Annotated in this window: 19 protein-coding genes and 3 pseudogenes; 12 read left to right on the plus strand and 10 right to left on the minus strand. The window is 47.5% G+C overall.

Going from position 1 to position 21,637, the window contains the following annotated elements:
• Window positions 1–292, minus strand: a pseudogene (locus tag JCM12178_RS12220) (efflux transporter outer membrane subunit); the annotation flags it as partial.
• 144 nt (window positions 293–436) lie between these two features.
• Between JCM12178_RS12220 and JCM12178_RS12225 the strand changes: the two are divergent.
• Both JCM12178_RS12225 and JCM12178_RS12230 read left to right on the plus strand, forming a co-directional pair.
• Window positions 437–1,141, plus strand: a complete 705-nt coding sequence (locus tag JCM12178_RS12225) for a response regulator (RefSeq protein WP_054651755.1) — start codon at window positions 437–439, stop codon at window positions 1,139–1,141.
• The gene (locus JCM12178_RS12230) at window positions 1,138–2,511 is read left to right on the plus strand and encodes a sensor histidine kinase (RefSeq protein ID WP_054651757.1); all 1,374 of its coding nucleotides are present in this window, start codon (window positions 1,138–1,140) and stop codon (window positions 2,509–2,511) included. The genes JCM12178_RS12225 and JCM12178_RS12230 overlap by 4 nt, the downstream gene beginning before the upstream one ends.
• Window positions 2,512–2,640: 129 nt before the next feature.
• Here JCM12178_RS12230 and JCM12178_RS12235 read toward each other — a convergent pair whose 3' ends face one another.
• The 3 genes from JCM12178_RS12235 to JCM12178_RS12245 form a co-directional block, all read right to left on the minus strand.
• The gene (locus JCM12178_RS12235) at window positions 2,641–3,177 is read right to left on the minus strand and encodes a GNAT family N-acetyltransferase (RefSeq protein ID WP_054651759.1); all 537 of its coding nucleotides are present in this window, start codon (window positions 3,175–3,177) and stop codon (window positions 2,641–2,643) included.
• Window positions 3,178–3,382: 205 nt separating this feature from the next.
• Window positions 3,383–3,907 (minus strand): DUF6691 family protein, encoded by a 525-nt coding sequence (locus tag JCM12178_RS12240; RefSeq protein WP_054651761.1) that lies wholly within the window; start codon window positions 3,905–3,907, stop codon window positions 3,383–3,385.
• 2 nt (window positions 3,908–3,909) lie between these two features.
• Window positions 3,910–4,422, minus strand: coding sequence for a YeeE/YedE thiosulfate transporter family protein (locus JCM12178_RS12245; protein ID WP_083465918.1), 513 nt, complete (start codon window positions 4,420–4,422; stop codon window positions 3,910–3,912).
• Window positions 4,423–5,732: 1,310 nt separating this feature from the next.
• On the opposite strand from JCM12178_RS12245, the gene JCM12178_RS20315 reads away from it, so the two are divergent.
• From JCM12178_RS20315 to JCM12178_RS12275, 7 genes are all read left to right on the plus strand, one after another.
• Window positions 5,733–6,386 carry a tyrosine-type recombinase/integrase gene (locus JCM12178_RS20315; RefSeq protein WP_250635943.1) on the plus strand — a complete coding sequence of 218 codons (654 nt, stop codon included), beginning with the start codon at window positions 5,733–5,735 and terminating at the stop codon, window positions 6,384–6,386.
• 22 nt (window positions 6,387–6,408) lie between these two features.
• Entirely contained in the window at window positions 6,409–6,591 is a 183-nt protein-coding gene (locus JCM12178_RS20320; protein ID WP_250635944.1) for a tyrosine-type recombinase/integrase, read from the plus strand.
• Between the two features lie 563 nt (window positions 6,592–7,154).
• Window positions 7,155–9,527, plus strand: coding sequence for a hypothetical protein (locus tag JCM12178_RS12255; protein WP_157054900.1), 2,373 nt, complete (start codon window positions 7,155–7,157; stop codon window positions 9,525–9,527).
• Window positions 9,511–10,257, plus strand: a complete 747-nt coding sequence (locus JCM12178_RS18385; RefSeq protein WP_157054901.1) for a histidine kinase — start codon at window positions 9,511–9,513, stop codon at window positions 10,255–10,257. Before JCM12178_RS12255 ends, JCM12178_RS18385 begins: the two co-directional genes overlap by 17 nt.
• On the plus strand, window positions 10,254–10,700 hold the full coding sequence (locus JCM12178_RS17885) for a response regulator (protein ID WP_083465919.1): 447 nt from the start codon (window positions 10,254–10,256) through the stop codon (window positions 10,698–10,700). Before JCM12178_RS18385 ends, JCM12178_RS17885 begins: the two co-directional genes overlap by 4 nt.
• A gap of 3 nt (window positions 10,701–10,703) precedes the next feature.
• A complete protein-coding gene (locus JCM12178_RS12265) occupies window positions 10,704–11,936 on the plus strand; it encodes a phosphorylase family protein (RefSeq protein ID WP_054651769.1) in 1,233 nt (410 codons plus the stop codon).
• Between the two features lie 220 nt (window positions 11,937–12,156).
• Window positions 12,157–13,268, plus strand: a protein-coding gene (locus tag JCM12178_RS12275) for an IS3 family transposase (RefSeq protein ID WP_439646709.1) whose coding sequence is annotated in 2 segments (ribosomal slippage) — window positions 12,157–12,379 and window positions 12,379–13,268 — 1,113 coding nt in all. Because the reading frame shifts where the segments join, the coding sequence is not laid out codon by codon here.
• Window positions 13,269–13,304: 36 nt separating this feature from the next.
• Here JCM12178_RS12275 and JCM12178_RS12280 read toward each other — a convergent pair.
• Window positions 13,305–13,567 (minus strand): annotated as a pseudogene (locus tag JCM12178_RS12280) (transposase); the annotation flags it as partial.
• A 66-nt stretch (window positions 13,568–13,633) separates the two neighbouring features.
• On the opposite strand from JCM12178_RS12280, the pseudogene JCM12178_RS19815 reads away from it, so the two are divergent.
• A pseudogene (locus JCM12178_RS19815) lies at window positions 13,634–13,768 on the plus strand (IS481 family transposase); the annotation flags it as partial.
• Between the two features lie 64 nt (window positions 13,769–13,832).
• Here JCM12178_RS19815 and JCM12178_RS12285 read toward each other — a convergent pair.
• The 5 genes from JCM12178_RS12285 to JCM12178_RS12300 form a co-directional block, all read right to left on the minus strand.
• Complete coding sequence (locus tag JCM12178_RS12285; RefSeq protein WP_054651775.1) at window positions 13,833–14,873, minus strand: hypothetical protein; 1,041 nt, start codon at window positions 14,871–14,873, stop codon at window positions 13,833–13,835.
• Entirely contained in the window at window positions 14,870–16,243 is a 1,374-nt protein-coding gene (locus JCM12178_RS17890; protein ID WP_083465920.1) for a radical SAM/SPASM domain-containing protein, read from the minus strand. The genes JCM12178_RS12285 and JCM12178_RS17890 overlap by 4 nt, the downstream gene beginning before the upstream one ends.
• A 12-nt stretch (window positions 16,244–16,255) precedes the next feature.
• Complete coding sequence (locus tag JCM12178_RS17895; protein ID WP_172677127.1) at window positions 16,256–16,969, minus strand: class I SAM-dependent methyltransferase; 714 nt, start codon at window positions 16,967–16,969, stop codon at window positions 16,256–16,258.
• Between the two features lie 336 nt (window positions 16,970–17,305).
• The gene (locus tag JCM12178_RS12295; RefSeq protein ID WP_054651779.1) at window positions 17,306–17,965 is read right to left on the minus strand and encodes an abortive infection family protein; all 660 of its coding nucleotides are present in this window, start codon (window positions 17,963–17,965) and stop codon (window positions 17,306–17,308) included.
• Between the two features lie 70 nt (window positions 17,966–18,035).
• The gene (locus JCM12178_RS12300; protein ID WP_054651781.1) at window positions 18,036–18,743 is read right to left on the minus strand and encodes a DUF5677 domain-containing protein; all 708 of its coding nucleotides are present in this window, start codon (window positions 18,741–18,743) and stop codon (window positions 18,036–18,038) included.
• Between the two features lie 1,294 nt (window positions 18,744–20,037).
• Here JCM12178_RS12300 and JCM12178_RS18390 point away from each other — a divergent pair.
• Both JCM12178_RS18390 and JCM12178_RS12305 read left to right on the plus strand, forming a co-directional pair.
• Window positions 20,038–20,313 carry a hypothetical protein gene (locus tag JCM12178_RS18390; RefSeq protein WP_157054902.1) on the plus strand — a complete coding sequence of 92 codons (276 nt, stop codon included), beginning with the start codon at window positions 20,038–20,040 and terminating at the stop codon, window positions 20,311–20,313.
• Window positions 20,314–20,361: 48 nt separating this feature from the next.
• Window positions 20,362–21,327 carry a site-specific integrase gene (locus tag JCM12178_RS12305; RefSeq protein ID WP_054651783.1) on the plus strand — a complete coding sequence of 322 codons (966 nt, stop codon included), beginning with the start codon at window positions 20,362–20,364 and terminating at the stop codon, window positions 21,325–21,327.
• Window positions 21,328–21,637 lie beyond the last annotated feature (310 nt).

Below are 21,637 nucleotides of genomic sequence, written 5' to 3' on the forward strand. Positions count from 1 at the left end.
CCCCCGACTGAACTGCCGAGGCCCGGGTCTGGCGCAGTCGCGCCCATGCGGCCTCAATGTCGAAGTTGCCAGAGAGGGCTTCCTGCACCAGCCCGTTCAGCTGCGGGCTGTCGAACTCCTGCCACCATTTCTCCGTCGCAGGCGGATTGGCGGAATACAGGGAATAGGTCTCCGGCAGCGGGACCGCCTCACGGGGAGAAGGGGAGAACGGAGCGCACCCCGCTGCCAGAGCTGCCGGAATGATGAAGACCGACAGAAATATGAAAATGCGTTGTATGCCAGGCTGGTTCAAGACTGCTCTCCGAGTGATTTTGTTCAGGCCGTGATACCGTATGCAAAGGCGGAAACTTTTTTGCCGGTGATAAAAAGTGTAAAGAGATGTAAAAACCGCAGGCGCACGCTTTTCTTCCGCGCGGCGGGAGACTACAGGGAAGGTATGGAAACGGACGGCACCATCCTCATCATCGATGACGACGAGAAGCTTCGCGCGCTCCTGACGCAGTATCTGGAAGGATACGGCTACAGCGTTTTGACGCTGCCGTCGGGTGTCGAGGCCGTGGGGACCGTGCGGGAGTCGTCTCCCTGCATCGTGGTGCTTGACGTGATGATGCCGGGGCCTGACGGATTCGACGTGCTGCGGGAAATCCGCGCCGCCTCGTCCGTGCCGGTAATCATGCTGACCGCCAAGGGCGAGGACGCGGACAGGATCGTGGGGCTGGAGCTCGGGGCCGACGACTACATGCCGAAGCCCTTCAACCCTCGTGAACTGCTGGCCCGCATCAAGGCGGTGCTGCGCCGCTACCCCGGCGAACGTCCGCAGACTTCGGGCGCTCCGAAACTGCTGGAGGCGGGCGGCCTGTCCCTCGATCTCTCCCGGCAACTGCTGCTCATAGACGGGGACGAACTGGAGCTGACATCCACGGGATTCCGGCTGCTCAAGGCGTTCATGGAGAATCGGGACAAGGCCCTGACCCGCGACGAGCTCATGAATCTCGTCTGGGACAGGGAGTTCTCGGCCTATGACCGCAGCATCGACGTGCACGTCAGCAAGCTGCGCACCATGCTCAAGCCGTACCCGGCCCATGAGAAGCGCATCAGAACGGTATGGGGTACCGGGTACATGTTCGTGGGGAGCGTATGAGGTTCGGCAAGCTCTATTTCAAGATCATTCTGGCCTTCATCGCCGTGCTCGTGGCTGCCGAGGTCGTGGTCTACACGCTGGTGCACAGCGGCAAGATTCATCCGCCGTTCTTCCGCAACACCGTGGAGCAGGCGGCCATGATCGACCTGCTCATCGAGCGCGAGATGACCGGTCAGCCCGCGACCGAAGCAGTGCTTCGCGAGCGAGTCGATCCCCTCCTGCATCTTCTCGTCAAGGGGTTTGACGGCCATCTCTGGATCACGGACGCAAACGGTCGCGTTGTGAGCGCCAGCATGGACGGCCCGCCGCCTCCCCTTGACGGCGAGTTGGGTGAAGTCAGCATGGACAAGCCAGACAACATCCGCTTTTACACCCTGCACAGGGAGAAGACCCGTTCGGTATACCTCACCTCTGCCATCGTGCTGGGGGGCAGGAATTTCACCGTGCACCTGCTGTACGGGGAACATCCGAGGCGGGCCGAGCGCTGGTTCTTCCATGGCCTGCTTTTACTGACGTTCTTCGGTGCACTGTTCATCTTCCCGGTCTCGCGCATGATTACCAAGCCGATACGCCGCCTGACGGACGCATCCGAGCGTCTTGGCCGGGGGGACTTTTCCAGAAGAGTGCCCGAGCGGGGGCGTGACGAAGTGGCTGAACTGGCCCGGAAATTCAACCGCATGGCCGACCGGCTGGAACGCATGGTCATGAGCGGCAAGGAGCTGACCGCCCATCTTTCCCACGAGCTGCGAAGCCCGCTGGCCCGGCTGCGAATCTCGCTTCAGATGGTTATGGAGCGGGAAGAGGAGACTACCGGGCAGAGTGCGAAGCTGCTGGAAGGGATGCAGGAAGAGATCGAGCACATGGATTGGCTCATCGGCCGAATTCTCGACCTGTCAAAGCTGGACATGCAGGGGCCGCCCTCGCTGGAGGACCGGGTGGACGTCCCGGCGCAGCTTTCCGCGCTCCTGAAGAAATACGAACCCATGGTGGAGAGCAGGGGTGTTCGCCTGAGCACGGACCTGAGCGAGACGCCAGAGCTTCGTGGTCACGCGCACGCCGTGGAGGTTCTTTTTGACAACATCCTCGCGAACGCCTTCAAGTATACGGTGGAAGGCGGCGAGATCCGCGTCGCTGCGAGTGCCGGGCCGGACTGGATTGCGGTGAAGATTTGCAACACGCATCCGCCTCTGAGCGACAAGGACCTGTCTGCCATGTTCATGCCGTTCCACCGCCTTGACCCCGGCGAAGCCGAGGGTACCGGCATCGGCCTTGCCGCGGCCAGCCGGATCGTCGAACTGCATCACGGCACCATCGCCGCTTCCAACGAAGACGGCATGGTCTGTATCCGCGTCTCATTGCCGCTGGAGTAGTGCGGGAAGATTCGAGTTCCGGGAATCATTTTTACAGTGGGAAGCCGACAGAAAAGCGGGTTGCACTTTCGTACAGCCCGATTTCCTGCCGGGGTGTGACCGACTGCTGAAGGGGCGCTCCGGTCAGAGCTACTCCCGCCAATGCTCGGGTTTATCCAGTTCCGCTGCACAGGAGACCGTTCCGCTCACCTCGTCCAGCGCAGTGCCGTTGACTGCCTGCACCATCCATGCGTCCGAATGTTCCTCGGGGATCGGGTAGGGGGCGTTCAGACCAAAGGTGTGGGCCGGGACAAATCCTGATCTGGGGTAGTAGGTCGGGTGACCCAGCACAAAAACGAGATCGACGCCGCGCTCGGAGAGAATCCGCAATCCGGTTTTGATGAGCTTGCCGCCCACGCCTTTGCCCTGCGCTTCTGGAATGACGGACAGCGGCGCAAGCAGGGAGGCTTTTCGGTCGCTGCCTTCGATTCCGGCTGCGGTGAACAGGATGTGTCCAACGGGCTTGTCGTTTTCAAGGGCGAGAAGCGATAGCCTCGGCTCCGCAGTGGGATCATCCAGCAGGGAGTCAACCAGTTTTGCCTCCTTGTCGTAGCCGAACGCCTCGGCTTCCACCGTGTAGATGGTTTTGCGGTCCGCCTCGGTGGTTTCACGAATTATCAAGTTCAATTTGTAGCTCCTTTCTGAAGTTGTAGGGTTCGGCAGGCCGGAAGCAGGATCGGCCGCCTTTCAACGTTACGGATGGAAGCGTCCGCTCTGAACCCATAGACAGGTCAAGCAGAAAAGGCCCTTGAACTGAAAGCTCAAGGGCCTTGGTACCGAGTTGTCGAATCGAGCGAGTCGATGTCGCGGCATCATGTGTCGGCGCAGTCGGCTACAGCCTCATACGTTCCAGAAAGCGAAGGATGAGGACGTAGAGGGCGACCAGTGCGACGAGCACGATCCAGTGGTTGATGCCGAGGGCGTCAGCCAGCGTGATTTTGCCGAAGTTGCCCCATGTATACACGTTGGACTTCAGGTACGGGTACGTGTGGGCAAACAGGGATGCGCCCGCAAGCATGCCGAGGATGCCCGGCAGGGCGTCCACACGGCCTTCACCCAGCGCACCTGCCGAGGTGCCGGGGCAGTATCCGATCAGGCCCCAGCCGAGGCCGAAGAGCAGACCGCCCACGATATTCGGGCCGAGAATGGTGGGCTTGAGGGACAGCTCCACCACGCCGAATTCCTTCAGCAGGTAGATGCCGATCATGGCCACGATGATGTTGGAGAGCATGAACTTGACGATGGTCATGTCCTTGAGGCGAAGGGCCCCGAGCTGCTTGTCGTAGCGAAGCACGCGCGCCTTCTGGAGCAGAAAGCCGAAGATGATTCCGGTCAGGATTCCGTATATCAATGTCATCTCTAGCCCCTCCCGTAGACCAGACGGGCCATGATGACGCCGCCGATGAAGAAGCAGGCCGCCGCGATGAATCCGCTGGCGGACATCTGGGCCAGCCCGGAGAGGCCGTGGCCGCTGGGACAGCCCCCGGCCAGTCGGGCGCCGTAGATCGCGATGACGCCGCCGCCGAAGCCTGTGACCGCGCGGGGAAGCCAGGAGTTGCCAAAGCGGTTTCGCCACATGTCGGGCACTGCCTGCACCTTGAACGAGCGGTCGGTGCGCGAGGCGATGAACGCGCCGATGACGATGCCCACCACGAACATGAACTGCCAGTCCACGGCCAGATTGTATTTGAGGAAGTATGCGGTGTTCACTAATTCGGGCGAGAGCGTCCGCTCCGTCATTCCCGCCGCGCGGACGAAGGTGGTCGATGCGCCGAGGTATTTCCCCGCCACCAAGACCGACAGCACTGCCAGCAGGCCGCTGAGGGCACCGGCAAGGTAGGGACTCCAGGGTCGTTCTGTGTTCTTCACGATAGCCTCCTATAATACTGGATGATTCTTCATATATATACGACTCATGTCTTTTTTCAATGACAAAAGACAAGCGCAATAGGTTCGGATTATGCGTTGGCGGAGGGAAGGGAATGTGGAGACAAAGCTGTGCGCATGCAGGGTGGCTGCAAAACCGAAAGGCTGGCGAAGTGGCCTAGAATTGTATGAATTAACCGGCTTGCCAAGCTGGCAGGAGCGGGTTTGTTAACCCTTATCCTTCTCTTTCCGGGAAGGGGAGCGGAGAAACCAAGCGAGAACAGGAATGGCGACACCTCCAGCGAGGACTATCCATTCTATCCAGACTGGAGAGGGAAACCCTCTAAAAAAGGCTCTCCAGAAACAATACCTAGTAGGCTTGATCCAACCAGACAAGCACTTAACAGTAGTTCTGATGGTTTGATTCTCACTTCATTTTCCTTTCATATACCAATCACCTCCCAAGCAAATCCGAATGGATAAGTGCACTTAGCCGAAAGCCGTGGTAAAATCGTACATTCCAACACCGCGCGATTACTACCAAAAATAAATGATGTGTCCGATGGATGTGTCCGATGTTTTTCGAACCAGAAAAAGAAAAGGACACCGACCTAAATGGTTGGTGTCCTTGATTCTTTCTGGCGGAGCCGAAGGGACTCGAACCCTCGGCCTCCGGCGTGACAGGACACAAAAGAAAAACGGGAAGGCCGCTTATTTATATAATTTCAAATGGTTAAAAGCGTCACCAATCGCATGACAGTCACGTTTGACACGACTGAAGCCACGGACGAGCCACATGAATGGCTACCTTTATTCTTGAACACCAGGGCGCTAGACGAACTCGACAGATTTTACAATTTGCCCCCAGAACCATATGGTACATTTCATACGAAATAATTAATGATTACTCATGATTAATCCTAACTGACTGGTCTTTCTTTGCGCTAGAGTTTATGACCTAGAAGCCTCAGCTTTGTTATAGGTCCTGATCTATCATTGAAAAGACTCATTCCTGATCCCTTCGGTCTTCTAAGCCGACGGTCGGGGTTCGAATCCTCCCTGCCGCGCCAAAAGAAATCAAGGATTCAAGCACCATGTTTGAATCCTTTTGCTTTTCCAGTCCACCCCCCTCTTGATTTTTTTGCTCCAAATTTGCTCCACCGATTCCAGAAAAGGAGCAACCCCATGGCAAGCATCCGTAAGCGTGGCCCTATCAGTGGGAAGTCAGAATCCGTAAAAAGAGCTACCCCACCCAATCCAAAACCTTCTCCCGTAAGGCCGATGCCGACCAATGGGCGCGGGACATCGAGTCCGAAATGACGCGTAGCGTGTTCATGTCCCGCAAAGAGACCGAGTCTACGACTCTGGATGAAGCCTTGGAGCGGTTTAAGGAAGAGTTCCTGTCGAAGTACGCCCAACCCAAATCGATGAAAAGCCGGGTCAAGGTTTTGCGGGAGCATGATATATGTAAAATGGCGCTCGCATCCATTCGCGGGAAGGATGTCGCCAGCTACATCAAAGACCGGGAAGACCAAGGCCGCTGCTCCCAGACAATCCTCCACGAGGTCAACCAGATCTCAAGAGTCTTCGAAATCTCCCGCAAGGATTGGGGCATGGAGTCCCTGACCAACCCCACCAAAGGGGTGAACAAGCCGAAGCAGAACAAAGGCCGTACCCGCCGTCTCGATAAGGGCGAGGAAAATAAGCTGCTTGAAAAGCTTCCCGATGAGTTGAAGCCAATCGTCCTCTTCGCCTTGGAAACAGCCATGAGGCGCGGCGAGATAGCCATGCTGCGCTGGGAGCATGTGGACCTAAAAAAGCGCTACGTTCATCTGCCCAAAACGAAGAACGACGAGGCGCGATCGGTCCCCCTTTCACCGACGGCTTTGGAGATTCTGAAAAGCATCCCACTGCAAATTAAAGGGGGATGTATTCCCTCTCCACCCAGACACCATCTCAAAGTGGTTTAGGACGGCGGCGGATGAAGCGAAATTGAAGGATTTGCGCTTTCACGACCTACGCCATGAAGCGACTTCCAGGCTATTTGAAAACACCGATCTGGACTTTATGGAGGTGAAGGGGATTACCGGGCACAAAAGCTTGCAGATGCTATCGAGGTACAGCCATTTGCGGGCGCATAAGTTGGCGGATAGATTGGCTGGGGGAAAAAGGTAGATGCGTTCGGGACGCAGAGACCGGAGGTTCAAATCCTCTCATCCCGACCAGAGAAAACAAGGGTTTACGGGAACGCTCCGTAACCCCTTTTCTTTATTGCTACCCTATTGCTATCCGCCTTTCCCATACTTTACTTCTTAATTCTTGAAATTATACCGGCAGAGGTATAGAGATGTTGTAAAAAAAATATAGGTTAAAGCAATGCCTCCCAAAAAAAAAGAAAAAAAAGATCGAAGGCTTATAGCAAGCTAAAGCACAGATTCTCGAAATTCCAGGTCGATATCATCAAGAAAAGCAATGCGATTGACCACCTGGGCTTACTTAGAAAACAAACTCCCGCCAACAAATACCCTGAGATAATCACCTGGCTGCACACAGCCCCCCTCGGTCAAGATAAGTATGGCCCCCCATTCCCGAAAACATATTCCGATCTCTATAAAAACCCACCCGTCACAAGCATAGGAACCAATGAAGAGATTTCATGGTGTTATGCATACCTTAAAAATTACTCTGCCGAATTATCAAACTTTGTAACCCTCTCAAATGATTTTCACAAAGAGTTCTTGCTTGGTAATTTTGGCAAAGCGGAGGAAATACTTACCAGTATTGAAAATCAATTTGGAGTGTCATTTTGGTTAGTCAAAACGAAAATTTCGTTTTTACAACACACCAGAGGTCTTGAAGCTCAGAAAGAGTATACCAAACATATCGTTGAACGAGGATGCAGAAACGGCTTTCTTGCATTCAGTTCCCACGAATACAGCATCAGTATCGAACCAGCAGCTTCGATAGGTAATTTTGCTGAACGGATGGAAAGAGCTATAAGCCAAAACTATCCTAGTTGTTTCAAAACTTTTTGGAGTTATCACCTACTCCTTTCCCTTCACTTAACTCAGCAACAAATCAACGAAATGCTCAGGATGGAGTCATCAGGAGCTGTAATCGACCTATATGAGACTTTGATATCAACGGGTCAAATATCACTGAATTTGGAATATTTCGACTTAGCAACTGAAATAAATAGGATTCTAACCAAACTCAACATATCTGATGGACGGACGGGAATAATAAACTGGCTTGCGACTGACAGCCTCCCCCCGACAATATCCCACCATAAAGCGACCCGGCTTTTCTTTGAAGGCGATTACGATCAAGCCCATGAAACAGCTATCCTCGAACTCAAAGACAATCCTGCTTCAATCGATTTGATAGACATTGCTGCGCGATCTGCTGCGATCTGCAAAAAAGATATCGTAAAGAGCGAAAGCCCGTTAAGCACCATCATCTCTGGATTAATGAAAGTTATTCTTTACTCTGACCCAGACAGAATTGATGGAAAAAACCTCTTGAAGTTTGCACTCAGCTTTGCCCCGGCTGGATGGGCATCCTTTGTGTGCTCACTATTGCTACGACAGCTTTCCAATAAACCTAATAGTGACATCTCTGGCCTTTTGCCCCTCAGTATCATCTCATGTAACGAAGTTGGTCTTTTTAGCGCCAAATACATGATCACATCAGGCCATAAAAACAAATATTATCAGCTCTTTAAAAAAACACACAATGAAGATTTCCTCGATTGCTATTTCGGTACTTGCAAACTTGGGGAGTGTAAAAAATTACCTTCGTTAGAAGCAAAATACATTTGTTTAATAAACAAAATCATTAACGAAAAATATGACGAAGCTATTCGTATTGCGGAAGAATTTCTTACTAAAAACAACTCAAATCAAAACAGTTTTGATTACTATCGTATCAAAGGTCTGAGGGCTAAAGCCTTTGCCCTGTTTACTAATGGGAACTTAATCGAATGCACTGAGTTCATAACTAACACACTTGCATCTGAGTATAATTTATTAGACCTATTCCCAGTAAAATCTTTGGTCGAATCCTTTGACAAACAGCTTTTAAACGATAACGCAGCCAATATTTCCATTTCAATCGTACATGACATTTACCACAAAGAAGTTGATCAAAAGCTTGAACACCTCCGCCGATATTCCTACTTAGATTTCTTAGAAGCTCACAAAATCAAACGCCCATCACAATTAAGAGAAATCGAAAACAATTTTGACAAGAAAGAACTAATATACTTCCTTCAATTTCTTTGTGTGGAACAAAACATGGATTTAGCTTTCAGCGGCTCAGAGCAAGTAGCAAAAGAAAGAGCAGCTGTTTGTAAGTACCTCACTGAACTCTGTCCTTCTGAAACTGAAACATATCAATCTGAAATTAAAGACATCTACCGTCAGTTAATGGTAAAAAAGAAAGCTCACGAAGTCGAAAAAAGTAAAATATATGTAGATCTTACGAGCTTAAAAATGGAAGCAAGAAAGGACTTTAAAGAGAAATATGATCGTTACAAGTCATATCTCTCCGAAGGGTTGGATGAAAAGAGTTTTGAATATTTAAGTAAACTCCGTGAAACAGTTAAAGATCGCGACACAAAAACAATTTTTGGATTAAAGGCTCCTGATAATGAAATGACATCAGTTGCGACCTCATTGATCACTGGGTTGAGGGATATCTTTGTTTCAAATACTCAGCATGGTCTTGATGGGTATTTATGCGTAAGAATTCGACACAACACCCTGCCAGCAAAATTAAGAGGTCCACTAGAAACAGAAAGCCTTATAACAAACGTAGATAGCAACACTCAAAAATATAAAGAAAACAATGCGCTATTTGAAAAACTAAATGTTCACGACCCATCTCTAAAAGCCGGTTTAGTAAACTGTTTTAATGATTTTGCAAATAAATATGATAGCCTGTTGAAAAAGATTAATAAAGAATGGATTCAAGTAAAAACTAATAGTGATGAAACTGGACTATTCGATTTAACGCTTTACAGGCCGCACATTGGATTAATTACTTCACAGATTGAAGAAGATACTTCTTTTGATGAATTTGTAGACACTGTATTTGAAGTCTTTTTTTGAACTACTTGAAACATCATTAAAAAGTATCCGTTTTAAACTTCAATATGAGGCAAAAAAAGAAGCTATATCGCTACTTGAAGAACTAACAAAAAATGTAGTTGGTTATAAGCGAGAAGTTCATATAGGACCGGTTTTAAGATCTATTCAAAGTGCAAGCACAAAAATTCAATTTGCTTTTGACAGGGTGACTGAGTGGTTTAACTTGTATCAAACAGCAGAAAAGCAACCATTTAAAATTGATGAAGCCATAGAGATCGGCAAACAAAGCATTAAAACATTTTGTCCTCAGTTTGAAGTGAAGCTTAACATTGATGAGATACATCAAGATAGCTATATATCTGGGAATTTAGCTAGTTTTGTCGACATCATTTTCAATATATTCGAAAATATTGCCAAGTATAGTGGCTTTGAAGACAACATTGTTGCAATAATTAACATATCAATTGAAACAGACGAAATAATACTCGAAGTAACCAATGAAGTTGCTACTGGAATTTTTGAGCAATCATCAGAAAAGGTGGAAAATCTTCAAAAGAGTATCGATCAAAGTCAACAAGATAGGCTACTTCGAACCGAAGGCGGTACCGGATTTTATAAAATTAAAAAAATTCTTAATCACGACTTTAATTTTTCAGGAAATAAGAATCCTCTTATTGAATTTGGATTTGATGACCGTACGACATTTACTGTTAGGGTAAGAATACCTTACTCAAGGGGGGGGCATTTGTGAATATACTATTAATTGAAGACGATGAGATAAAAAGTCACAACATCAATAAATTTTTAAATTCTATTTATAATGACATTGCCATTCATACACGTGGCTCAGTTAAGAGCGGATTAGAATTTTTAAAAACGACTAACTTTGATTTGCTGTTGCTAGATATGACTCTTCCAACATTTGATATTTCTTCAACTGAAGACGGCGGAAGGCCACAACCTTATGGTGGAAGGGAAATCCTAAGACAAATGGAAAGACTCGATTTAATGACACCAGCCATTGTCATAACTGGATTTGATAAATTTGGTGAAGGACAGGACTCTTTATCCCTCGATGAATTGAATTTACAGTTGTCACAAGAACACAGAAACTACAAAGGAGCTGTTTATTATAGTTCATTTGACGACAGCTGGATGAGTAGCCTTGAACTTATAATAAACAAATTGGATTAATTTATGATTAAAATTTTAATAGTCGAAGACAATTTGTCTAAACTTAGAAAAATTGCAGCGATACTCACGGACAAGGGAGAAGTTTCTATCAATGACATCACTCATGTAGGGACAACATACGAAGCAAGACTCAATCTGAGGAGTAACAAATATGATCTTTTGATTTTCGACATAGCAATTCCTTCCAGGATAGATCAAGATGTTGACAAAAATGGTGGAGTTACTTTGTTAAAAGATGTCTTAGAAAGAGATGAATATATAACTCCAAATCATATTATCGGAATCACTCAATTCACAGAACTGCTAGAAGAATTTCAGGACTATTTTTCTGATACATTAATTAGCGTTTTAAAATATGACGACTTTGAAGACCTTATTTCAAAACCTCTTACAGCTCAAATTAAGCGCATTTTAGAAACACAGAATAACATTCATGATGATTTCAATTTTGATTACGATTTAGCTGTTGTTTGTGCTTTAAAGAATCCAGAACTAGAACAAGTATTGAATAATGGTTGGAAATGGATAGAGCATCAAGAAAAGCACGATGACACACAGTTTTTTAAAACAACAGTAGAAGTGAATGGGATTCATCGTACTGTCATAGCAGCCAACGCGGCTCGAATGGGAATGGTCAGTAGTTCAATTATGACTACAAAAATGATTGAATACTTCAGGCCAAAACATGTGTGTATGACGGGCATTACAGCAGGCGTTGAAGGCAAAGTAAACCTTGGCGATATCATCTGTCCAGACGTTGTTTGGGACTGGGGTAGTGGCAAGTGGACACACTCAGATGATATTGATGACTTTTTGATGGAACCTTACCAACAGCATCTCAACATTGATATAAAAAACAAAATTGCCAAATTTTCAGACAGTGACCTTTTAAGAGATATCAAACAATCTTGGCCTGCCGACAAACCAGACACAGAATTGAAACTTCATGTTGGCCCCACAGCTACAGGTGCTAGCGTCATTTCTAATCATAAAATTCGAGAACAAATCATATCACAACATAGAAAACTCATCGGCATTGAAATGGAACTTTATGCTGTATTTGAAGCAACATTTCAAGCTTCAACCCCTAGGCCGACCATGGTTGCATTCAAGTCTGTTGTTGACTTTGCCGACCAGAACAAAACAGACAATTTCCAAGCCTACGCAGCTTATAATAGCGCTGTCGCCATGAGGCTTTTTTTTGAAAACTATATCTGGAAGATATATAATATCTAATTTATCCCGTTGACGATGTTCAGAGTTTTCTGGACCACTTAAAAGATGAAACACCTGTTTTACAATCCCACTAGTTCTACTCACAGATATATTCGGTGGTCACAGGCCAAGGTCAGCCTGTAAAGTCCCCGTAAAATAGGTCCATTGTAAAGTAGAGATTTCTGGTCCAAACTGCGACCAGGAGTTTCACATGCGTAAATCAAGATTTACTGAGTACTAGATCGTCAAGATCCTGAAGTCCGTTGAGGGCGGCAGGACCGTGAAGGACGTGTGCCGTGAGAACGGTATCAGCAACGCTACCTACTACAAATGGAAGTCGAAATACGGTGGCATGGAGGCTTCGGATATCCAGCGGATGAAGGACCTTGAAGCTGAGAATCGCAAGCTCAAGCAAATGTTCGCTGATTTAAGCCTTGAAAACACGGCTCTGAAGGACATCATCGAAAAAAAGCTTTGAAGCCAGTTGAGCGAAAGCAACTCGTATTACACATGGTCAACGAACACGAGATGAGCATTCGCAAGGCGTGCGCCGCCCTGAAGGTGAGCCGTAGCTACTACGCCTACAAAGCGCATCCACGTGATGACAGCGAAGTGATCGTTGCTTTAACTGAACTGGCCGAACAATATCCGAGATGGGGCTTTAGCAAGCTCTTTCCTCGGCTACGCAAGCTGGGGCATCCCTGGAACCACAAACGAGTGTGGCGGGTGTACTGCCTCTTGAAGATGAATCTTAAACGCAAGGCTAAGAAGCGTCCCCCCAAAGGGACGCGCAAAGCTGTCGCGCAGCCTTTGACTGCTAACCATTGTTGGTCGATCGACTTCATGCGGGACACGCTTTATAGCGGTCGAGCTTTCAGGACGTTTAACGTTGTCGATGATTACAACCGCGAGGCGTTGGCTATCGAGGTGGATACAAACTTACCTGCAGGCAGAGTCGTCAGAGTATTGAATCGGATCGCAGAAGAACGATGCTGCTATCCTGAAAAACTGAGAATGGATAATGGCCCTGAGTTCGTCAGCATAGCCATGGGGATGTGGGCAGCCGAACACGGCGTTGAGCTTAATTTCATTCAACCCGGCAAGCCTACGCAGAATTCATACATCGAACGATTTAACCGGACCTACAGAGAAGAAGTCTTGGATTTGTATATCTTCGACAGCTTGAGCGAGGTCCGCCACTGCACAGAAAAATTTATCAGGGAATATAACGAGGAGCGGCCTCATGAATCCCTCGGTGATATGACGCCGATCGAATTTGCAACCCAGAGGACAGGGGGTACCCCCTGTCCTCTGGGCCATCACGAAAAACCGACCGGAAATCTCTACTCGTAACTGGCCCTAAGATGGGGGACTTTACACTTTCACCTGCACGGCTTTCTTGGCCATCTCGCGGGGACGAGATGGCCTTACCAGTTTTTTGCTAGCGCCTCTGCGACAATTTCAGATTTCATTTTTTCCTCGGCGTACATACGCTTGAGGAGCCGGTTTTCTTTCTCCAGTTCCTTCATGCGCGCCATCAGCGAAGCATCCATGTCGCCATATTTTGAGCGCCATTTGTAGAACGTAGCGCTACTCATACCATCCTCGCGGCAAAGCTGTGCCACGGGGCCACCTCTTTCTTCATGTAAAATCTCCTGCGTTGTCTTTACGAGAAAATTCTACTTTTCAGAACCATTAATTTTCGGGGGGATTACCCTGATCTTGACGTATGGATTGACGAATACAACACGGAACGGACGCATCAGGGGAAAATGTGTTGCGGGCGGACGCCCATGGAAACTATGATCGACGGAAAGCAGCTCTGGACGGAACACGTTTCAAAGCTGAACTAATCTGACAATTGCGGCCCGTCAAAAGGGACAGACTGTCAGATCAAGTATGAACCACTACAGATAACTACAGGCGGCAATACTCGTCTTTGCCATTATCGTGATGAGATGAAAAGTATTCCTGCAAATCCTTAATTATACCATCATTCCAATTTTCCGCTTTCTCATAAATTTTCACGATTTCATCGCCTTCAAAGGTATAGCGTTGCTTGGCAGTAAGCCCTTTAAATAAATATGAAACTTCACTAACAAGCTCCTTGTAAAAGGATTCTTGCTTGTTTACAGCGCTAATTTTTAACAACGGGGCGAAGTGCGTTTTTTCAGGTTTGGAATTGTAGAGAGCGAAAGAAATATAGGCTGTGTCTCCCAGCATATTGATATGGTATCTAAATGGTTCAGTGAAAAAAAAGACTTGTATGCCATTGTCCATTAATTGTCGTATCTTCTCGCGCCGATTAAATTGTTCAAGAATTATGTTCTTTGGGTGCAGGTGGTTCTCATAAGGGTCTTCAACATTTAGAATCGGGAAATGGAAAAAAATTGAACATTTCCAGTTGCAGGATTTCACTTTGTCAATGAGTGTTTGATCAATCTTTTTTTCAAAGAAAAGTGGGCCCCAGAGGGTTGTGATGCACACGGTTTGGTTGTCGTGACAGTTCGTAGCATAAAAATCCGAAAGTTTCTCAGGGTTTAGTTTAGACTCTGCGCTTGGGTTATCGAAATATGCCTTAGGATAAACAACAATTCCCTCATCTAAAAGCGAGTGAGCAAACACTGCGTCGTATATATATAGCTCACCTGAAGAGAGGCGATTGTAAAATTCATATAAGACATAAAAGTATGAAGAAATAAGGAATGCGGTGCCGAAGGACTCTGCTGTGCTTTGGCTTATCCAGTGAGGCCATGTGTGGTTCTTGTAGTGCAAAATAAAAGCGAAAGCCGTTATTCCAAACAAAAAACTGCAAAACATCATTATGAAAATCTGTTTTGACTTTCTGCTGTGAACTATCGTTTTGTTTACGTTTTTAAGTAAAACAGCAAGTAAGATGAATGGTATAAGGACGACAGCGGCCAAGTAGGCTATAAAGAAATCTTCGACAGTAATCACGCTACATGCCCTCCACACGCACCACATTTAGTTGTGATATGTTGATCCGATATATACAAACGACTTTCGTCTTGAATAAAATGCTCATTCGGCAGATGTCCGCTGCAGTTAGAGTCGTCTCCCTTTCCTAGACAGTATTCATCGATATTTGCAGATGGGGTTCTTGACGCATGGCATCCACCGCCGCACATATGTTTAATGCCACAACTTACGCAGTCTTCGTTGGCATTGGAATGGCGCATCAAATTGATGTTGTGTGAATCTCGCCATAGTTCACTTATCGAAGTGGAATAAGTTCCATTGTCGAAGGAATAATTGAAACTTGCGAACCCACACGGAATAAGTGTGCCGTCTGCTTTAATTCCGGAGACAAGCTCCCCCCCAATGCAATTTAACCGTTTTGTATCAATCAGTGAGCTATAGAAAGTATCATCTGGGCTTTCGCATTGAAAAACTGTTTTCATATACGGCAAGTAAGGGAGTTTGCTGAACTGAGCTTCAATCCCATAGCGTCTTGATAGATCAAGTATCCTATCAAGAACTTCCAAAATTGAATCTTTCTTAAAAGGTGTTTGGCCTAACTCGGCCTGTTGCCATGGGTATTTTAGCAATGGCCTAAATAGTATGGACTTAACGCCTGCTATTTCAGCATCAACAAACAATTCTTCAATGTTTTGAAGGTTTTCCTCAAAAAGCGTTGTGCTTACGACGATACTTGGTTTGTTTTCATAGGTGGTGTTGATCAAATCTATTGTGTTGAATGCAGATGAATACGAATCGCGGCCACGAATATAGTCATTATTTTTACGATCACCATCTATGCTGATATAAACCACATCAACAGTGGTCATTTTTAGGGCTTCAATTTTTATCGCTGGAATACATCCAGAGGTAAAAATACGAACTCCAATATTTAGTTGGTTCGCGCGCTTAATTAAGCCTTTGATGTTGGGATATAGGTATGGTTCTCCGCCAGTAACAGTGATCTTGTAGACGCCAAGACGATGCATTTGTTCTAAGAGTTGAACTGAATGCTCGAATTCGAGATCATCAAAGTTATTCTTTTTATTGAAGCAATGAGAACAGTTTAATGAGCACTTATTAGTAGTTTCCATCCACATCAAAACAGGTGCCGTTAAGATTTTATTGCTGACATGATATTCAGACAAATTGTCAACAATACGTATTTCCTCATTCGTTTGGTTGTACCCTTTAGTCAAAAGGTATTGACTGAGCTCATGCGTAAAGGTGTTGGTTTCAACCGCCTGTTTTATGGATCTAAAGGTAAAGTCATTTATCTTATTGAGTTTGTACTCTTTGGTGCTGCCGATCAGTCCACCAAACCATTCCTTCCTAACAATTATGGCCATCTTGTGTTCACCCTACAGATTAAATTTAAAAATTGACCAGTTAACCGAAAATTCAAAGTCGTCATGCCCAATGTTTTTAATTTGGTTTAGTTCGGTGTAACTTTGGGGAGCGTCTTGGTACATTCGAAAAAGTTCGTTTTTACGGTTTATCCCTGCAGACCACTCAGAAAACAACAGTTTACATCGTGATGCTGAATAGCTTGTAAGCTCAAAAGAGGCCTTCTTAGCAGTATCTATGATGTCATTTTTTGAGAAGAAATGGATTCGATGGGGATTGCAGCATTCTAGTATTTTTTTCCAATAGTCATAATCTTCATCGCTAAAAGAAGTTAGCTGGGCAATTACTAAGCTGAAACCATTCTTCAGGACACGCCGAGCCTCATGATAGAAGAGGTCAATGTTTTCAAAATAATGAATAGCCTGCCTGCAGAGTACACAGTCAAATGACTTGTTCGAAAAGGGCAGTTGGCAAGCATCAGCAACAACTCGACTGTGTGAACCATGATCATTTTCAAGCATATTGATTGTGCGATCCACTGATAGGACATGGTTTCCATTCTCAGCGAGGGCTCTAGATACTATCCCTGTGCCTGAGCCAACATCTAAAATCCATGCATCCTTGCCGCAATAGTCTTGGATTATTCGAATGGATTCCTGGTGGTTGAAAACTTTTCGTGAATTAAGGCTATTAGCTCTATTTGAAAAGTAGTCTTCTTTTGTAACCAATTGAGAACTCCTATGAAATACTTTCAACACTTATATTTACTTCAATTTTTTATCAATGTCCTCTTTAGTAAAGCTCGACATGAGTGTTACCTTTAAGGGGTGATTCTGGCCTCCTTTCTTAACTGAGTGGAAACGGTTTTGGAAACGGTTGCGGCAGGAAGTAAACGGTATAACTCAGGTCAACTCGGTGGAATTTAGCCTAATTAAGTCCAATAGTCGCTCTCTCACGCCGGCAACAGGGGTTCAAACCCCCTTGGGGACGCCAAGATATTTCAACGGGTTACAGTTAACGCTGTAGCCCGTTTTTTCGTTGGACACACTTTTCGTGCGAAATGCTCACTTATTTGCCGTCTCCACAAGGAATAGGCTCATTGCTCCTGCAAGGTTGACGACTAGGCGGGCATGACGGGAGTGCGGACGGGCAGATAGCTCTGACGGCGCATGTGCATCACCATACGTATTTCTGAGGGAGCCGAGTCCATTCACAACTGACGAGCATCCGCCGAGAACCTGCTTAAACAGGTCTTCATCATGTTGTTCTGGTGCCAGATTAAGCTCCTCAGCGGCTTGTCGGTATAATTGGTTCAGCTTGATGTTCTTTTTGTACTGTACTTCACGTTGCTCAAGAATTCGCTTGCATACAGATTCCACCAAAGCTCGGCCTGCAGTGATTGCCCCTTCCGGATCAGTGTCTATTCGCTCCAGCGCACGTGCCCATGCTCGGTTGACCCCGTCACTATTTAGCGCATCTAGCCCTGCGGATATGTCCGGTTCCGCACAGACGCCGTTGCCTCGTTCACAGAACGCAAGAAGACGTTCAAATTCTGCCCATAAAAACTTGCGCCTTTCTGAGTAGCTGTCAAACTCCTCTTTGATGAACTGCCAGAACTGATTGACTGACCTCTTGCTGGCAAACCATTTGGGTAAAAGCCCTGTAAATCGGTTGTCATTAACGAAATAGCCCCGCAACTGAGAGTAATCATATTCGCTGACCACTCCACCTGTGGCCCGATCAACGCATCTGCATGTTCGAAATCTGTATTTAAACCTTCCATCATGACTCTTACTACTCTTCATCGGGTGCAAGGGCATCCGACAGTGCGACGAAACACGGCTCCGCAATTTCGAGAAAAATAAACATCGTGCCTAACAGAATTTGAGCTTCCTCAACCTCATGCTTGCACCAAATCAAGGTTGGTTGACCGTCTATTTCTGCTGCGTGGCGAATATCCAGTGCGGCAGGATTGCAGTGAACTTCCCCGGAGAGCATGGAATAGCAAGTGTGGTATAGTTTTGATTGTCCGACGTGTGACCACCGCCTCTCGACCTTCCAGCCAGCATATGTTTCATCACTATCCCCAGCCTCCTCCAGTTTTTGGTCTAACTGCGTTTTGTAGTCTTCAGCAGTATCAATTTGACCCTGCGAGTACTCTTTCCGAAGCTGGTTGGTGATCCTATTAGTATTCTTCCGCTTCTCCATCCAGGCTGCCATGAGGGCGTTGTCGTCGCTGCACTGCTCAAGAACAAGAGTACAGTTCACGGCGCATTCCCCTGCCGTACGCAATAAGGGCGGTAGAGCCACGTACTGATCATGCTTGGCACATGTGATGACCGCCTGTGCCGTCTGAATAAAGCTTGCCAAATGAGCCCACACAAGGGCTGTCTTTGGCGTATGAGGCAACCTGTTAAGGGTATTCAACCAAGCGTAACCTTTCTGTACTTCGTGCTTTAAATCGATGATTAGCTTTCGGCAGCTGGGTAAATCATGGTGCATGTGCGGCCTCCAAATCTAAGGGGGATGCGTATTCAGATGCCTATCATTTGTTGAGTTCCCCAGCAATCGCCCTTGTCGTCGTTTCTTGGACACAAAAAAAGGAGGCCGGTTGGCCTCCTAGGGTAATAGTTAACGCTATGAGCTAGCCCACTTTTTGTGCTTGAATATCAATCACCTTCGCAGGCATCCGATTATCCATAACGCTGTTCAACGCTTTGCGCGCTTCCTTGGTCCCGAGGGAGTGTAGGTACCGCTCAGTCGTAGTCGCATTCTTATGCCTAAGGATGGTCTGAACGACGTTGGCAGGTAGAAGTGGCCTCGGTTCTTCGGACCACTGAGCGGCAATACTAAGGTGGTGGACACGTAATCAGCCAATCTTGGAATTTAGCTATCCCAATATCCCCTGAACCTGAGCCGCCATCCCCGTCACCGTCGCCTGAGATTGACACGGCACGGGTAAGGCGGTTTGGTCAAGGCCGGATGACCGAAGGGAATCCGCCCTAAAGGGCTTGGCCTTGACCGGGCCGGTGACCGTGCCAGCCTGCGGGCTGGCGACGGGCGGCAAAAATCTTCAGAAAACTGGGGCCGTGACTGGAATTTGCCGAAAGTGCCGTGGTATGGAAATCCATAAACCTTGATACAAAGGAGGCACTACCACCGATCCGGTCGTCATAAGTTCGTGACGAAGTCCGAACTGATGACGACCTAGGAAGCCAACGTCTTCAACGCTTACCGCCGTTTTTCCGAAACAAACGGCACCCTTTCCGAAACCAACGCCGGTTAAACGCATCAAACTTTGCCAGATGAACGACAGGACTACACGCCTGCCGCTGTCAGCTTCCCCGAAGGTCACTTTCTGCTTGTTGCAGGCTTAAGACATATGCGCTTATGCGTGACATCCACTATTAAATGGACAATTAAAAGAGATCTCTTTTACTGGGAACAGGGCATTCTTCATCCCGTATTTTGTTTGTGTGCGACTTTCGCCGCAGGTTGCCCTATTTGGGCGGCTTGGCCCTCCTTGTTCTGAAGTGGTAATGCCTTTTCAGAGTGAGGGATTGAAAGCAGATCTCCTTGTGTCCGTTCGGCGTTCCGGCCCTGTGCCGATTGTTTTATTTATCGTAATTTTGGGCGTCCCGGACAGGGACGACCGATTCTGAGTACACACCTTGCCCCGAGCACAGTCGTGTCCTTGTCTTTTACCCATGAAATGAGAAGCCCCTTCAGGGGGCTTTTGTAGTTTCCACGCCATGAGTCTGTCAGACAAAGGGGGCGTCTTGCCGCCCCCTTCAAGTTGTGCTTTCTGTATTTTTTCGTCGCCTTCGGCTTCGAGAAAAATCCCGAAAGCACACCTTTCAACCCCTACGCGCGCGGTTTTGGCCGCGCCCGCCAGCGTCATTTTATCCCGATGTGCGGCTGCTTTGCTTTCGGCAAGCCGTTCAGCAAACAGCCGCACACGCACCAAAATGACAAGGTGGTTAAAAAAAGAAGGCCGGAAAAAGGAAAAATACAGAATGATGCATTTTCCATTTCTAAGCCCTTGATTTTTGGACTTTGCACATGGTTATGATGATGGGTTGGCCCAATTCCGAGTCACCCAATAGCCATGGGGACATCCATGAAGAAAAACACAAAGGGCCTTCATTTTGCGGTCAACCGAGCAAGCCTTTCTGGTCGAAAGTCGAAACAACATCGGATCCGCAACAACGCAAAGATGTTTGCAACTGAGCTTCAGAGAGCAGGACTGGGCGTTAACAAGTGGGAAAATCTGACTAATAAGCACTTTCAACGTGTGGCGGATTCGATGAAAGCCCGAGGGATTGGAGATGGGCGCATCGCTGAGGTCTTCTCTGCAGCACGTCACGTATGTAATGCATATGGAAACGACGGTATTGCACGCGAAAACAAAGAGTTTGGTGTTGAACGTGGGCGGATTGGCAACAACATTTCACGGGCCGCCGATCCTGAAAAAGTCGTCCAAATCATCGATGGGTTGCGTAACGATGACAATTACAGGCATTCCGCCCGATGCGCTGTACAGATTGAGCTTCAATATGAACTGGGTCTTCGCCGAGAAGAGTCCGCGAAAGTCGATTTAGTGAATGACTGGAACCGGGAGCGGCATACCTTGCTTGTGCAGTGGGGAACGAAGGGAGGTCGTCCACGTACGCTGCAGTTGTCAGCGCAGCAAGAAGCTGCGTTGGAACGTGCGGGAGAGTTCATTTCGCCATCAAACCGAAAAGGGGTTTTCAATTTGATGCCCCCGGGAATGGGTGACTCCTGGCTGAATCGCTTAGACTACGCCGCACGAAAAAGTGGCCTGACAAAAAAGAAGCTGGGATACACGCTCCATGGAAACCGGCATGAACGTTTCCGTCAGGTATACGTCGGGCACACAGGCTTTCAGCCTCCGAACCAGCACCGGACGCATGAAGACTTTGTACGAGAAGCGCAAAAAAGCGCTGGGCCGAATTGGCCGTCACTGGACAACGAAGCACGAGACAAGATCGAGGTCATGGCTGGCCATTCCCCGGGCAGGCGAGACATCTCTGATGCCTACCTTGGGTCAAGCAAGACCAGATGACAGAAGCCCCCGTAAGGGGGCTTTTCAGTTCTTTCCCTAACCTGTCAGGGAGAAGGTCTGGATGAGCAGAAAAGCATCTTTCGGAACGACCTTATTTGGCGATTTTCATAACCATCTGATTTGAATGAATATAGATTTTCAAAAAACCTACCCTTGAACCTAGAGATTTTCGTTTCGCACGTTGTAAGCAGGCGGGTTAACCAACAATCAGGATGGTCGTTTGGTGCCCGAAGTGTTGAAAGTCAAAGACGTAGCGAAGATGCTGAATTGCTCCGAAAGCCTTGTGCGGCGTGCGGACATGAAGCAGCTT

The organism is Salidesulfovibrio brasiliensis JCM 12178 (genome assembly GCF_001311825.1).
Taxonomy (GTDB): domain Bacteria; phylum Desulfobacterota; class Desulfovibrionia; order Desulfovibrionales; family Desulfovibrionaceae; genus Pseudodesulfovibrio; species Pseudodesulfovibrio brasiliensis.

Coding starts and splice junctions, on each gene's coding strand:
- JCM12178_RS12265 (WP_054651769.1), top strand. CDS start 10,704: ATGATTAAAATTTTAATAGTCGAAGACAATTTGTCTAAACTTAGAAAA.
- JCM12178_RS12230 (WP_054651757.1), top strand. CDS start 1,138: ATGAGGTTCGGCAAGCTCTATTTCAAGATCATTCTGGCCTTCATCGCC.
- JCM12178_RS12240 (WP_054651761.1), bottom strand. CDS start 3,907: ATGACATTGATATACGGAATCCTGACCGGAATCATCTTCGGCTTTCTG.
- JCM12178_RS12300 (WP_054651781.1), bottom strand. CDS start 18,743: ATGCACCATGATTTACCCAGCTGCCGAAAGCTAATCATCGATTTAAAG.
- JCM12178_RS12225 (WP_054651755.1), top strand. CDS start 437: ATGGAAACGGACGGCACCATCCTCATCATCGATGACGACGAGAAGCTT.
- JCM12178_RS17890 (WP_083465920.1), bottom strand. CDS start 16,243: ATGGCCATAATTGTTAGGAAGGAATGGTTTGGTGGACTGATCGGCAGC.
- JCM12178_RS12305 (WP_054651783.1), top strand. CDS start 20,362: ATGAAGAAAAACACAAAGGGCCTTCATTTTGCGGTCAACCGAGCAAGC.
- JCM12178_RS20315 (WP_250635943.1), top strand. CDS start 5,733: ATGACGCGTAGCGTGTTCATGTCCCGCAAAGAGACCGAGTCTACGACT.